Here is a 14,072-nt window from a genome sequence, read left to right as displayed (position 1 = left end):
CACACAATGCAAACTTGAACAGGGAAGCGCAAGGTATATATATCACTGACGATGATACTATAACACCCAAAGCGAATACGGGTGATAAAGCTATGAAGAAAGGACTGTTTACCCTACTTTTGATTGGAGTTTTGATTTTTAGCGTCGTGGCCAGCGGCTGTATAGGCGGCGGTGAAACTACCAGCCCCACCACCACTCAGCCAACAACCACCCCGAGCGAGACCACAACGACTACCAGCCCAACAGAAACAACTACCACTCCAGAGATCGAGTGCGGCAGCGGAAAAATAGTCATATGGCACGCCATGCAACCGAACGAGCTCGAGGTCTTCCAGAGCCTCGCAGAGGAGTACATGGCCATGTGCCCGAACGTTGAGATAGTCTTCGAGCAGAAGCCGGATCTTGAGAGTGCCCTCAAAGCCGCAATTCCGACCGGCCAGGGTCCGGACCTCTTCATATGGGCCCACGACTGGATTGGAAAGTTCGCCGATGCTGGCCTTCTCGAGCCGATTGACGACTACGTTACCGACGACATTCTGAACCAGTTCGCCCCGATGGCTCAGGATGCTATGCAGTACAAGGGTCACTTCTACGCCATGCCCTTCGCTGCCGAGACCGTTGCAATCATCTACAACAAGGATATGGTAAGCGAGCCGCCCAAGACCTTCGACGAGATGAAGGCGATAATGGAGCAGTACTACGACCCGGACAACGATAAGTACGGCATAGCCTACCCAGTTAACGCTTACTTCATCTCTGCCTGGGCTCAGGCCTTTGGAGGCTACTACTTCAACGACCAGACCGAGATGCCCGGTCTCGACCAGCCTGAGACCATAGAGGGCTTCGAGTTCTTCTTCCAGAACGTCTGGCCATACATGGCCCCAACCGCTGACTACAACACCCAGCAGAGCATCTTCCTCGAGGGCCGTGCTCCGATGATGGTCAACGGTCCGTGGAGCATTGCCAGCGTCAAGGACGCTGGAATCAACTTCGGCATCGTCCCGCTCCCGCCGATAATCAAGGACGGTAAGGAGTACTGGCCGAGACCCTATGGTGGAGTCAAGAACATCTACTTCGCCAAGGGCATAAATAACAAAGAGACCGCCTGGTACTTCGTCAAGTGGTTCACCACCAATCCAGAGGCCATAAAGGAGCTCTCCCTCCAGCTCGGATACATCCCGGTCCTTTCACCGGTTCTTGAGGACCCAGAAATCCAAGCTGACCCCGTTATCTACGGCTTCGGTCAGGCAGTCCAGCACGCATACCTCATGCCAAAGAGCCCGAAGATGGGCGCCGTTTGGGGCGGTGTTGACGGAGCCATCAACGAGATACTCCAGGACCCGGCCACCGCTGACATACCCGCCATACTCCAGAAGTACCAGCAGGAGATCCTGAACAACCTCGGGGGCTGAAGCCCTTTCCCTTTTCCTACCTTTTTGGAGGGATTGGGATGAAGAAGATCACCACAATTGCTCTGTTCCTCATTCTTCCAGGGATGGCGGCGTTTCTGCTCTTCAACCTGTGGCCGATAATCTACTCGATTTACCTTGCCTTCACCAACGCCCAGCTCGGCAACTTTCCAATCCAGGCGCCGGATGCAGAGCCCTTCAAGTTCGTTGGTTTAGAGAACTTCAGGTGGATACTGAGCGACGAAAAGTTCAGAAGCGCCTTTATGTGGACCTGGATATTCGTCGCAACGAGCGTTACCCTCAAGGTTCTTGTAGGAACTTTCCTCAGCCTGCTCTACAACAGCAAATACGTCAAGGGCAAGATGGTCTACAGGTCGCTCCTGATAATCCCATGGGCCCTACCGCTCCTCTTCTCGGTCACCGTTTGGAGGTTTATGTTTGATCCGGTTTTTGGTCCGATTAATCAGATTCTCAAATCGATCGGCGTGAGTACCCTTCCCAACTGGACGAACGATCCTTTCTGGGGCCTTGTAGCTCTCAACATAATCGAGGTCTGGCTGGCCTATCCGTTTATGATAACCGTCATCACGGCGGCGCTTCAGTCCGTTCCGGACACGCTCGTGGAAGCGGCAATAATAGACGGTGCCAACTACTGGCAGAGACTCAGGCACGTCGTTCTCCCGATAGTCGGCAAGCCAATAGCCTTCGCCACAATACTCACCAGTGCAGCCAGCTTCCAGTACTTCATGGTGCCATACATTTACAACGCTGGCCTATTCGAGGACAAGTTCATACTGCTCTACGGCTTCAGGAAGGCCTTTGGGGCGAGTCCCCACTACGGAAGGGCAGCGGCGGTGATGATAATAGCGACCCTCGTGCTGGCGGTTTACATGTACGTCAACGTTAGGATAACCAAGCTCCAGGAGGGTGCCAAGGGATGATGGGCCAAAAGAAAAAGGAGATAATCAAGAGCTTCCTCCTCACCCTCGCGGCCATTTTCATAATGTTTATCATCCTCTTCCCAGTGTACTATATATTCACCGTGTCGATAAAACCAGCCGCAACGCTCGCAACAACAAAAATCGAGCTCATACCAAGGAACGTTACGCTCGATGCCTACAGGGAAGTGCTCTTTGGATTCAAAGGAAGCAAGATAAGCAAAAACTTCACTGGAACCATTGAAGGACAGGCCAAAATCGAGGACGGCAAGCTCTATCTCACTGATGGAAAGATAACAGGAGCCATCAAGTATGGACCGTTCACAGGACTGAAGTTTGAAATACCTGTCTCTGGCATCATCTTCGACGTTTCCACGACAGAGAACTTTCAGGGGACGCTCAAGGGAGAGATAGAGGGACTGTTTGTCCTCACCAGGATGAACGATGATGGCAGCATAGGATTCGGAATAGTCAGGGAGGTTGAGCTGACGAGTGGTGATGTCAACGGCGTTTCAGTTTCCGGCCCGATGGAGAAGTACGTCGTGATCAGAAACACAGGTAAGGCCGAGTTCACAGCGGTCGGAAAGTTCCTCAACTCGGTGTTCTTCGGCTACCTGAAGAACAGCCTCCTGCTGGCCACGCTAACAGTCCTCTTGTCAATGATCTTCGTCGTTCCAGCGGCCTACGCATTCTCAAGGATGCAGTTCTTCAGCAGAGATCACATTCTTTACTTCTACCTGATGTTCACGCAGGTTGCAGGGGGTCTTGGCATAGCCGGGTTGATAGCCCTCTATGGTATGATAGTCAAGCTCGGCCTATACGACAAGCTGCCGGTGCTGTCCTTCATCTATGCTGCCGGAAGCGTTCCCTTCAACACCTGGCTCCTCAAGGGATACATCGACTCCATAAGTCCCGACTTCGACGAGGCGGCACTGGTAGATGGTGCAAGCTACCTGCAGATTATAAGGTACGTCCTCCTGCCAATGGCCCTGCCAGGAATAGCCACGGTAGCCATATTCGCCTTCATCGGCGGCTGGACGGAGTTCATCCTCGCGAGCCTGCTACTGACGGAGAAAAACCAGCCACTCTCGGTGTGGATATACCTCCTCATGGGCGGTATCGGCAGGGGAATAGATTGGAGCTACTTCGCGGCAGCGGCGCTGCTCTTCGCGCTGCCAGTGTTCGTGATGTTCATGCTCGCTCAGAACTACATAAGGAGCGGTCTAACCGTTGGAGGTTTAAAGGAGTGAGGTGATAATATGAGAAAGGTCCTTTCCCTATTTGTGGCCTTTTTAATGCTCGGAAGCCTCCTGGCAGTTCAGCCGAGCGTGACGGCTGAAGAGCCCAAGCCCCTGAACGTGATAATAGTCTGGCACCAGCACCAGCCCTACTACTACGACCCAATACAGGACATCTACACGAGGCCGTGGGTCAGGCTCCACGCGGCCAACAACTACTGGAAGATGGCCTATTACCTGAGTCAGTATCCTGAGGTTCACGCTACCATAGACCTCTCGGGCTCGCTCATAGCCCAGCTGGCTGACTATATGAACGGCGCCAAGGACAACTACCAGATAATCACTGAGAAGATAGCCAACGGCGAGCCGCTCACCGTTGACGAGAAGTGGTTCATGCTCCAGGCCCCGGGTGGATTCTTCGACCACACGATTCCGTGGAACGGTGAGCCGATAACCGACCCGAACGGCAACCCCATAAGGGACTTCTGGAACCGCTACACCGAGCTGAAGAACAAGATGATGCAGGCCAAGGCCAAGTATGCCAACCTGCCGCTCGAGGAGCAGAAAATAGCCGTTACCAACGAGTTCACAGAGCAGGACTACATCGACCTCGCCGTTCTGTTCAACCTCGCTTGGATAGACTACGGCTACATAATGAGCCATCCAGAGCTGAAGGCCCTCTACGACAAGGTTGATGAAGGCGGCTACACGAGGGAAGACGTTAAGACAGTTCTGGACGCCCAGATGTGGCTCCTCAACCACACCTTCGAGGAGCACGAGGCTATTAACCTCCTCCTCGGCAACGGCAACGTGGAAGTTACCGTCGTTCCCTATGCCCACCCGATAGGCCCAATCCTCAATGACTTCGGCTGGGAGAGCGACTTCAACGACCAGGTGAAGAAGGCCGACGAGCTCTACAAGGAGTACCTTGGCGGCGGCCAGGTTGAGCCGGTTGGAGGATGGGCCGCTGAGAGCGCTCTCAACGACAAGACCCTCGAGATACTTGCCGGCAACGGCTGGACCTGGGTCATGACCGACCAGCTCGTGCTCCAGAAGCTCGGCATAGAGGGAACTGTTGAGAACTACCACAAGCCCTGGGTAGCTGAGTTCGACGAAAAGAAGATATACCTCTTCCCGAGGGACCACGCGCTGAGCGACCGCGTTGGATTTACCTACGGTGGAATGAACCAGTACGATGCCGTTGAGGACTTCATAAACGAGCTTCTCAAGCTCCAGAAGCAGAACTACGATGGTTCTCTCGTTTACGTCATAACCCTCGACGGAGAGAACCCGTGGGAGCACTACCCCTACGACGGAAAGCTCTTCCTTGAGACGCTCTATAAGAGGCTCACCGAGCTCCAGGAGCAGGGGCTCATAAGAACCCTCACCCCGAGCGAGTACATCCAGCTCTACGGAGACCAGGCAAACAAGCTCACACCCCAGATGATGGAGCGCCTTGACCTGACCGGCGACAAAGTTGAGGCCCTCAAGAAGGCCCAGAGCCTCGGGGATCTCTACGACATGGTGGGCGTTAAGGAAGAAATGCAGTGGCCCGAGTCGAGCTGGATTGATGGGACCCTCTCAACGTGGATAGGCGAGCCCCAGGAGAACTACGGCTGGTACTGGCTCTACTTAGCGAGAAAGGCCCTTATGGAGCACAAGGATGAAATGAGCCAGACCTACTGGGAGAAAGCTTATGAGTATCTCCTCCGTGCTGAGGCCAGTGACTGGTTCTGGTGGTACGGAAGCGACCAGAGCAGCGGGCAGGACTACACCTTTGACCGCTACCTCAAGACCTACCTCTACGAGATGTACAGGTTAGCTGGCCTCGAACCACCGGGCTACCTCTATGGAAACTTCTTCCCCGATGGAGAACCTTACACAGTTAGAGCCCTCGACGGCCTCGGAGAGGGCCAGGTCAAGAACTACTCGAGCATGTCCTCCCTCGCTGAAGGTGTAAGCGTATACTTCGACGGCGACGGAATTCACTTCATAGTTAAAGGAGAGCTCAACGAGTTTGAGATAAGCATATACGAGAAGGGCGAGCGCGTTGGCAACACCTTCACAATCCTCCAGGACAAGCCGACTGAGCTCAGGTACTCGATGTTCCCGTTCTCAAAGGACAGCGTCGGGCTGATGATAACCAAGCATATAGTTTACAAGGACAACAAGGCGGAGGTTTACCAGGCTACCAACTACGAGGATAGCGAGAAGATCGGCGATGCTGTGGTTAAGACGGTAAATGGTAGAGTGGAGATCATCGTCCCCTTCGAATACATCAAGACCCCCGAGGACTTCTACTTCGCGGTCTCCACAGTCAAGGACGGAGAGCTTGAGGTTATAACCACTCCGATTGAGCTGAAGCTCCCCACGGAGGTTAAAGGAGTAACCCTCGTGGACATCGCCGACCCTGAGGGCGATGACTACGGTCCAGGAACCTACACCTACCCAACCGACAAGGTCTTCGTGGAGGGTGCCTTTGACCTGCTCAGGTTCAGAATGCTCGAGCAGACCGATGCTTACGTGATGGAGTTCTACTTCAAGGATCTCGGCGGCAACCCATGGAATGGACCGAACGGCTTCAGCCTGCAGATAATCGAGGTTTATCTTGACTTCAAAGAGGGAGGAAACAGCTCGGCAATAAAGATGTTCCCGGACGGACCGGGAGCAAACGTCAACCTCGACCCAGAGCACCCGTGGGATGTGGCGTTGAGAATAGCCGGCTGGGATTATGGAAACCTCATAGTCCTGCCGAACGGAACCGTCTACCAAGGCGAGATGCAGATAAGCGCCGACCCAGTTAAGAGCGCGATAATCGTAAAGATCCCGAAGAAGTACATCCAGATAAACGAGGACTACGGATTCTGGGGAGACGTTCTCGTTGGTTCACAGGACGGCTACGGTCCGGACAAGTGGAGACCAGTTGCAGTTGAGGCGGAACAGTGGAAACTCGGAGGAGCTGACCCACAGGCGGTAATCAACAACGTCGCACCAAGGGTCGTTGATGAGCTCGTCCCAGAGGGCTTTAAGCCAACCCAGGAAGAACAGCTCAGCTCCTATGATGCCAACGAGATAAAACTCGCCACCGTTAAGGCTATTCCACTCCTCAAGCAGGGCATAACCATGCTCGACCCGGAGGGTGACGACCACGGTCCGGGAACCTACACCTATCCGACCGACAAGGTCTTCGTGCCAGGTCACCTCGACCTGCTCAAGTTTAAGATGATTGAAGGCGACGACGCCTGGACGCTGGAGTTCTACTTTAAGGACCTCGGTGGCAACCCGTGGAACGGGCCGAACGGCTTCAGCCTGCAGATAATCGAGGTCTACTTCGACTTCACAGACGGAGGAAACACCAGCGCCATCAAGATGTTCCCCGACGGTCCAGGAAGCAACGTCCAGCTCGATCCGGGACATCCATGGGATCTGGCGCTTAGAATAGCGGGCTGGGACTACGGAAACCTGATAGTGCTCCCGGACGGAACCGTTTACCAGGGTGAAATGCAGATTTCAGCCGACCCAGTAAAGAACGCCATAATAGTCAAGGTTCCCAAGAAGTACCTGAGCGTCACTGACTACGGGCTCTACACTGCGGTGCTCGTAGGCTCTCAGGACGGCTACGGTCCGGACAAGTGGAGACCAGTTGCAGTTGAGGCGGAACAGTGGAAACTCGGAGGAGCTGATCCAAACGCTGTCATAGACAACCTCGCCCCGAGAGTGGTTGACATGCTCGTCCCAGAAGGGCTCAAACCAACACAGGAGGAGCAGCTGAGTTCCTACGACCTAGAAAAGAAGACCCTCGCGACGGTTCTCATGATACCGCTCGTCGAGGGAACTGGTGGCGAGGAAGTGACTCCTACTGAGACACCCACTGAGACTCCGAGCGAAACAACGACCACTCCAAGCGAGACCACAACAACGCCGCAGGAGACCACAACAACTCCAGCCGAGACCACCACTAGCACAACCACTCCAGGTGAAGAGGGAGGAATCTGCGGTCCGGCGGTTTTGCTTGGACTGGCTTTAACCCCGCTCCTGCTTAGGAGGAGAAGGTAACCCTCCTTCCAAATTTTTTGAGGTGATACCATGGCCGAAGTAAAGCTCATTGGGGTTTGGAAGCAGTTCGGGAACTTCACAGCCGTCAAGGACATGAACCTGGAGATCAAACACGGCGAGTTTATGATACTCCTCGGGCCGAGCGGCTGTGGAAAGACGACGACTCTCAGAATGATAGCCGGCCTTGAGGAGCCCACAAAGGGACAAATCTACATCGGCGACAAACTCGTCGCCGACCCGGAAAAGGGAATCCTCGCTCCACCAAAAGACCGTGATATAGCCATGGTCTTCCAGAGCTACGCTCTCTACCCGCATATGACGGTCTACGACAACATAGCCTTCCCCCTCAAGCTCAGGAAAGTCCCCAAGCAGGAGATAGATCGGCATGTAAGGGAAGTCGCCGAGATGCTTGGCCTTACGGAACTCCTCAAGAGGAAGCCGAGGGAGTTAAGCGGCGGCCAGAGGCAGAGGGTAGCCCTCGGAAGGGCCATCGTAAGAAAGCCGCAGGTCTTCCTCATGGACGAGCCGCTCAGCAACCTCGACGCGAAGCTTAGGGTGAAAATGCGCGCCGAGCTCAAAAGGCTCCAGAGACAGCTTGGAGTCACAACAATATACGTCACCCACGACCAGGTCGAAGCAATGACCATGGGAGATAGGATTGCGGTCATAAACCAAGGCGTTCTCCAGCAGATTGGCACGCCAGACGAGGTATATGACAGGCCAGCAAACACCTTCGTCGGCAGCTTCATAGGCAGTCCGCCGATGAACTTCATAGACGCATCAATAGTGGAAGATGAGAGAGGCGTCTGGGCCGACTTCGGAGAGTTCAGGCTCAAACTCCTCGACGACCAGGGAGAGGTTCTCAGGGAGAAGAACCTGATAGGAAAGGAAGCCATCTTTGGAATCCGCCCGGAGGACATCTACGACGCAATGTTCGCACAGATCAAAATACCCGGAGAGAACATGACTAGGGCCATGGTGGAGATTATCGAAAACCTCGGAAGCGAGAAGATAGTCCACCTCCGCGTCGGAGATATAACCTTCCTGGGCGCCTTCCGCTCCGAATCCAAGGTTAAGGAAGGCCAGGAAGTTGACGTTGTCTTTGACATGAGAAAGGCTCACGTCTTCGACAAAGGAAGCGGAAAAGCCGTCTTCTGAAGTTTTTTAAATCCTTATTTCTATTTTCTCCCATGCCAATTGAAGACTTCGCAGATTTCTTGGCGGGAAGGGTTCCGAGAGGGAAAATAGTCGAACTCGGTATAGGTTTCCAGTTCAAAGTGGCCTTAAAGCTGAAAGAGATGGGCTACGATGTTCTTGCAATTGACTGGAATCCAGCCTCCGTTGAAAAAGCAAGGGAGCTTGGGATAAACGCTATCAGGGATGACATCTTCAACCCAAGGCCGGAACTGTACAGGGATGCCAAAGCCTTGTACTCCGTAAGACCAACGCCCGAAATAGTCCAGCCGATTCTCGAGCTCGGGAAGAAGCTTGGACTCCCAGTTTACATCCTTCCCCTCAGTGGTGACACAATGCCCGGTAACCTGAAGCTTATCAACCACAAGGGATTGGCCATATACATGGCTAAAACTATTTAAAGTCGCTCCCAAGTAGTCATGGTGGTGTTATGAAGCTCTTCGGAACGGCTGGAATTAGAGGCACTTTATGGGAAAAGGTCACACCAGACCTAGCGCTGAACGTTGGGAGAGCCCTCGGAACGTACATCAGGAAGGGAAAAGTGGCCGTCGCAAGAGACGGAAGGACTTCAAGCATAATGCTCGAGAACGCGCTCGTTTCTGGACTTTTAAGTTCAGGCATGGAGGTAATCCAGTTTGGGCTGATACCAACGCCAACATTGGCATGGGGCACCAACCGCTATGGCGACGCTGGAGTCATGATAACAGCCAGCCACAACCCGCCCACGGACAACGGAATAAAGGTCTTCAACGGTGACGGAACCGAGTTCTACCTCGAGCAAGAGGCAGAGCTGGAAAGGATAATCTTCTCGGGGGAGTATAAGAAAGTGGACTGGGACGGGATAAGGAAGGTTCGTCAGAGGGACATCGTCGACGAGTACATCGGCACAGTCTTGGACTTCGTCGACCATGAGACTAGTCTGAAAGTCCTCTACGACGGTGCGAACGGCGCCGGAAGCGTCGTTGCTCCCTATCTGCTTCGCGAGATGGGGGCGAAAGTGATAAGCATCAACGCCCACATTGACGGCCACTTCCCGGGCAGAAAGCCCGAGCCGAGGTACGATAACATAGCATACCTCGGAAATCTTGTGAGGGAGCTTGGTGTTGACTTAGCTATAGCCCAGGACGGCGACGCCGACAGAATAGCGGTCTTCGATGAAAAAGGCAACTACATCGACGAAGACACACTGATAGCGCTCTTCGCTAAGCTCTATGTCGAGGAGCACGGGGGCGGAGTCATCGTTACATCGATAAACACCGGCTCGCGTATCGATGAAGTCGTCGAAAACGGTGGTGGAAGGGTCTACCGCGTTCCCCTCGGTCAGCCGCACGACGGCATAAAGAAGTACAACGCGATTTTTGCCGCCGAGCCGTGGAAGTTCATCCACCCAAGATTCGGCCTATGGATAGACAGCTTCGTCACGATGGGCCTGCTCATCAAGCTCATCGACGAACGCGGAAAACCCCTATCCGAAATAATCCGCGAGGAGATACCCACCTACTACCTCACCAAGAAGAACGTGAAGTGTCCGGACAGGTACAAAAAGACCGTCCTCGAAGTCGCAAGGCACGTTCTTGAGGAAAAGCTCAGGAGCGAGATAAAGGAAATACTAACCATCTCTGGCTTCCGCTTTAACCTCAAAGATGGCTCTTGGGTTCTCGTAAGACCGAGCGGAACTGAACCGAAGATAAGAGTAGTCGTGGAAGGCCCGACGGAAAAGAAGCGCGACGAACTCTTCGAGCTGGCTTACAACACTGTCAGAAGGGCAGTGGAAGAGGCAATGAAAAAGAAAGAGTGAAGCTAAACGAATCTAGCAGGTCTGAGCGTCCGCACCGCTATTTCGTTTTTATCCACCATTACTTTGAAGCCCTCTTTGGCGACATAGGTCTTCACGCCCGTTACCGTCTCTATGTATTTTGCCTCCTTGTACGGGTTGGCGAAGTGCATCTTCATTCCGATGTGGCTCATTATGAAGACCTCGGGTTTTCCCTCCATCTTCTTAAGCATCGTAACGACATCATCGGTGCTCAGGTGGTAGGGAATCCCCATATCCCTCGGCCGGGTTACGGCAGCTATAATGAGCCTCGAACCCTCATGCCACTCAATGAGCTCATCGAAGTACGCGGTATCCGGTATATACGAGATGTCACCATATCTGGTTCTCATTCGAAAGCCTATGGTTGTCGGATCTGAGTGTCTCGTAGGGGTTATTATGAGCTCCTCCTCCCCTACCGAGATTTTGTTGCCAGGTTCAGGGGTATGTATGCTCTCAAGGACGTCCATGTGATATTTGCTGACCGCTGGGGTGTGCGTCTCGTCGCCGTAGACAACGCTTTTCGAGGCTATAAGCATGCCCCTTTTCTTCAGCGCCCCTCCTGTCATGGCTTCAATCATGACTTCGGTGTCGTTGCAGTGATCAACGTGCCTATGTGAAACGAAGACAGCATCGAGCTTCCTGGGATCGAGCTTGTAGCGCCACGAACGAACAAGAGCCCCCGGCCCAGGGTCAACGTAGATGTTCCTGCTGGCCCTGATGTGGAAGCCTCCCGTGGAGCGAAACTGTGTTATGGTTATGAATCTGCCGCCGCCACTGCCGAGGAAAGTTATCTCTATCAAATCTCCACCCCCGCGTTCTTTTGCAGACATATGGGTATCGCCATGGGGGTATATAAGACATTGCCTATCCCCAGCCAGCCACACTAGGTTATGATCAAGCTAATTCAGGGGACTTGTGGGGCATTACTGCAACATCATGACATTTTATGGTCAGTGGAACAATTCATTGAAGAGAACATCCAACTTCATAACATCAATGCATAATTATTATCAAAATTGTTCGAATACGTGCAGACATTGGCATAACATAATGTTATAATATTTAGACAATATTAGATGGTTTGATGTAAATCCAAAATCAGGGAAAATACTTTTAACATAAAACCAACGTAATTAATATGCACACACATTCTGGAGGTGCAAATATGGGACCAACCCCGTACATCCCACCCGAGAAATCGCTGCCAGAATATACCATCAAGGCTTTTGTTTTGGGTGTTGTTCTGGCAATTATAATGGGTGCAGCAAACGCCTACCTCGGCATGTACGCAGGAATGACCGTTAGCGCCAGCATTCCGGCAGCTGTTATATCGATAGCAATTCTCTTCGCGTTTAAGGACAGAAACATTTTGGAGAACAACATGGTTCAGACTGCAGCATCAGCCGGAGAGTCCCTGGCGGCGGGCATAATATTCACTCTGCCCGCCCTAGTGGTTCTCGGTTATTACACCGAGTTCCCATACTACATAGTGACACTCATAGCAGCCCTCGGTGGTTCCCTCGGTGCCCTTTTCACAGTGGTTCTGAGGAGAGCTTTTATAGTCGAAGAAAAGCTCCCGTATCCAGAGGGTACCGCCTGTGCTGAGGTCCTCATAGCGGGAGATAGGGGCGGAAGCCGCGCCAAGCCGATATTCTATGGTGGTATCTTCGGTGGACTCTACAAGCTCTTCGGAAGTGCAGGCCTGTGGTCAGGAACCGTTGAGACTGCTAAAATGGTGGGTTCAAGGGTTCTCTACATTGGAAGTGATCTCTCTGCAGCCCTCATCAGTGTCGGCTATATCGTTGGCCTGAATATTGCATTCCTCGTGTTCCTCGGTGGTGCAATCGCGTGGTTCATAGCCATTCCAATATATGCCGCTAAAACTGGCAATCCAGACGGCCTCAGTGCCATTGACCTCGCCTGGACCCTCTGGAGCACCAAGATCAGATACATGGGAGTTGGAGCGATGGTCGTCGGTGGTCTCTGGAGCCTCATAAAGCTTAGGAACCCGATAATGAGGGGCATCAAGGCTGGCCTTGAGGTCGCAAAGAGGAAGCAGTCTGGAGAGGCAATACTCAGAACCGAAGAGGACCTGCCGCTCAACTACGTCATGATGCTCATAACAGCCTTCGTCATCCCACTGTTCCTGCTGTACTTCCACATCATCGGCTCGATAGGAATAGCGGCGGTTATGGCAATAATACTGCTCATCGTTGGATTCCTCGGAAGTTCCATCGCCGGCTACCTGGCGGGTGTTGTCGGTTCATCCAACAACCCGGTTTCGGGAATCACCATCATGAGCCTGCTCTTCACGGCCTTTGTCCTCAAGGCATTTGGTCTCAGCGGTATGGAGGGCATGGCCGCAACCATACTCGTCGCGGCCGTCATATGTACCGCCGCAGCAATAGCCGGTGACACCATGCAGGACCTCGCCACGGGTTACATCGTTGGTGCAACCCCCAAGAGGCAGCAGGTATTCGAGATAATCGGTACGTTCTTCGCGGCCCTTGTCATGGCGCCGGTGCTCAACCTCCTGATCCAGGCTTACGGAATAGCGGGAACCCCAACAGCCAAGGAAAATGCCCTCCCCGCTCCACAGGCATTCCTTATGGCCAAGGTCACCGAGGGTGTCTTCACCGGAACCCTTGAGTGGACCATGGTCTACATCGGCGCTGGTATAGCCATTGTACTCATAATCCTCGACGAAATACTCGCAATGAAGGGCTCCAAGTTCAGGACTCCAGTCATGCCCGTCGCCGTCGGCATCTATCTGCCGCTTAGCCTTGGCGTGCCAATCCTTATCGGTGGAATCACCAGGCACATTGTCTCAAAGGCCAGGGGCAGCGACGAGGGGAGCCCAACCGACCCGGGAGTGCTCGGAGCAGCAGGACTCATTGCCGGAGAGGCAATAATGGGAATAATCTTCGCCGCTCTCATAGTGGCGGACGTTGCCCCGTCCATAGGCTTCAGCAGCAACATCCTCGGAATAGTGTTCCTCCTCGGCATATTGGCATGGCTCTACATGACCGGAAAGAAGGAGTGATTTTCTTCCCTCTTTTTTAACCCTTAGGGAGGTTTATGAATGGAAGAATATCTACACCTAATCCCAGAGCGCAATGAAAACATCGAACTGAGAAAAATCGAAGGAAAATACTACCTTTTAATCCCGATGGATTCGCCCCTCGATTTTCTGGCAAGAAAACTCCACGGGGACTACAGGCGAATAGAACTCGACGAAGCTGGGGCCTTCATCTGGGAGTTATGTGACGGTAGGAGAACGGTCGAAGAGATTGGAAAGCTGCTTAAAAGAAGGTTTGGAGATGAAGTAGAGCCACTTTACGAACGTCTGATAACGTTTCTTTTTGAACTTCACAAAAGGAACCTGGTTGGGTTTAAAAGAGTCGGTGAGTTAGAGTAGGTG

The 14,072-nt window shown here is 53.1% G+C and carries 10 protein-coding genes; 9 read left to right on the top strand and 1 reads right to left on the bottom strand.

The annotated features are described in order from the left end of the window. Positions 1-92: 92 nt before the first annotated feature. The 7 genes from TON_RS09140 to glmM are packed head-to-tail and all read left to right on the top strand — an operon-like array spanning position 93 to position 10,633. The gene (locus TON_RS09140) at positions 93-1,412 is read left to right on the top strand and encodes an extracellular solute-binding protein (RefSeq protein WP_012572757.1); all 1,320 of its coding nucleotides are present in this window, start codon (positions 93-95) and stop codon (positions 1,410-1,412) included. A 38-nt stretch (positions 1,413-1,450) separates the two neighbouring features. Then, positions 1,451-2,350, top strand: a complete 900-nt coding sequence (locus tag TON_RS09135; RefSeq protein WP_012572756.1) for a carbohydrate ABC transporter permease — start codon at positions 1,451-1,453, stop codon at positions 2,348-2,350. Then, complete coding sequence (locus TON_RS09130; protein ID WP_048055117.1) at positions 2,347-3,597, top strand: ABC transporter permease subunit; 1,251 nt, start codon at positions 2,347-2,349, stop codon at positions 3,595-3,597. Before TON_RS09135 ends, TON_RS09130 begins: the two co-directional genes overlap by 4 nt. A gap of 9 nt (positions 3,598-3,606) precedes the next feature. After that, a complete protein-coding gene (locus TON_RS09125; RefSeq protein ID WP_012572754.1) occupies positions 3,607-7,641 on the top strand; it encodes a glucodextranase DOMON-like domain-containing protein in 4,035 nt (1,344 codons plus the stop codon). A 30-nt stretch (positions 7,642-7,671) separates the two neighbouring features. Continuing rightward, positions 7,672-8,799 (top strand): ABC transporter ATP-binding protein, encoded by a 1,128-nt coding sequence (locus TON_RS09120; RefSeq protein WP_012572753.1) that lies wholly within the window; start codon positions 7,672-7,674, stop codon positions 8,797-8,799. 32 nt (positions 8,800-8,831) lie between these two features. Next, positions 8,832-9,236 (top strand): UPF0146 family protein, encoded by a 405-nt coding sequence (locus TON_RS09115; RefSeq protein ID WP_012572752.1) that lies wholly within the window; start codon positions 8,832-8,834, stop codon positions 9,234-9,236. A gap of 29 nt (positions 9,237-9,265) precedes the next feature. Then, positions 9,266-10,633: a phosphoglucosamine mutase gene (gene glmM / locus TON_RS09110; protein ID WP_012572751.1), complete on the top strand. Its 1,368-nt coding sequence runs from the start codon at positions 9,266-9,268 to the stop codon at positions 10,631-10,633. A gap of 2 nt (positions 10,634-10,635) precedes the next feature. Here the strand turns inward: glmM and TON_RS09105 are convergent, their stop codons facing one another. Beyond that, a complete protein-coding gene (locus TON_RS09105; RefSeq protein ID WP_048055116.1) occupies positions 10,636-11,451 on the bottom strand; it encodes an MBL fold metallo-hydrolase in 816 nt (271 codons plus the stop codon). 365 nt (positions 11,452-11,816) lie between these two features. Between TON_RS09105 and TON_RS09100 the strand changes: the two genes are divergently transcribed. Both TON_RS09100 and TON_RS09095 read left to right on the top strand, forming a co-directional pair. Continuing rightward, a complete protein-coding gene (locus TON_RS09100) occupies positions 11,817-13,694 on the top strand; it encodes an OPT family oligopeptide transporter (RefSeq protein ID WP_012572749.1) in 1,878 nt (625 codons plus the stop codon). Positions 13,695-13,733: 39 nt separating this feature from the next. Then, a complete protein-coding gene (locus tag TON_RS09095; protein WP_012572748.1) occupies positions 13,734-14,069 on the top strand; it encodes a PqqD family protein in 336 nt (111 codons plus the stop codon). Positions 14,070-14,072 lie beyond the last annotated feature (3 nt).

The organism is Thermococcus onnurineus NA1, assembly GCF_000018365.1.
In the GTDB taxonomy this organism is placed as follows: Archaea; Methanobacteriota_B; Thermococci; order Thermococcales; family Thermococcaceae; genus Thermococcus; species Thermococcus onnurineus.
This window is presented reverse-complemented; position numbering and strand designations above follow the sequence as displayed.

Bases quoted from the DNA above. Each gene is read 5' to 3' on its own strand.
- TON_RS09120 (WP_012572753.1), top strand. From the start codon at position 7,672: ATGGCCGAAGTAAAGCTCATTGGGGTTTGGAAGCAGTTCGGGAACTTC.
- TON_RS09130 (WP_048055117.1), top strand. From the start codon at position 2,347: ATGATGGGCCAAAAGAAAAAGGAGATAATCAAGAGCTTCCTCCTCACC.
- TON_RS09115 (WP_012572752.1), top strand. From the start codon at position 8,832: ATGCCAATTGAAGACTTCGCAGATTTCTTGGCGGGAAGGGTTCCGAGA.
- TON_RS09140 (WP_012572757.1), top strand. From the start codon at position 93: ATGAAGAAAGGACTGTTTACCCTACTTTTGATTGGAGTTTTGATTTTT.
- TON_RS09100 (WP_012572749.1), top strand. From the start codon at position 11,817: ATGGGACCAACCCCGTACATCCCACCCGAGAAATCGCTGCCAGAATAT.
- TON_RS09135 (WP_012572756.1), top strand. From the start codon at position 1,451: ATGAAGAAGATCACCACAATTGCTCTGTTCCTCATTCTTCCAGGGATG.
- TON_RS09095 (WP_012572748.1), top strand. From the start codon at position 13,734: ATGGAAGAATATCTACACCTAATCCCAGAGCGCAATGAAAACATCGAA.
- TON_RS09125 (WP_012572754.1), top strand. From the start codon at position 3,607: ATGAGAAAGGTCCTTTCCCTATTTGTGGCCTTTTTAATGCTCGGAAGC.
- glmM (WP_012572751.1), top strand. From the start codon at position 9,266: ATGAAGCTCTTCGGAACGGCTGGAATTAGAGGCACTTTATGGGAAAAG.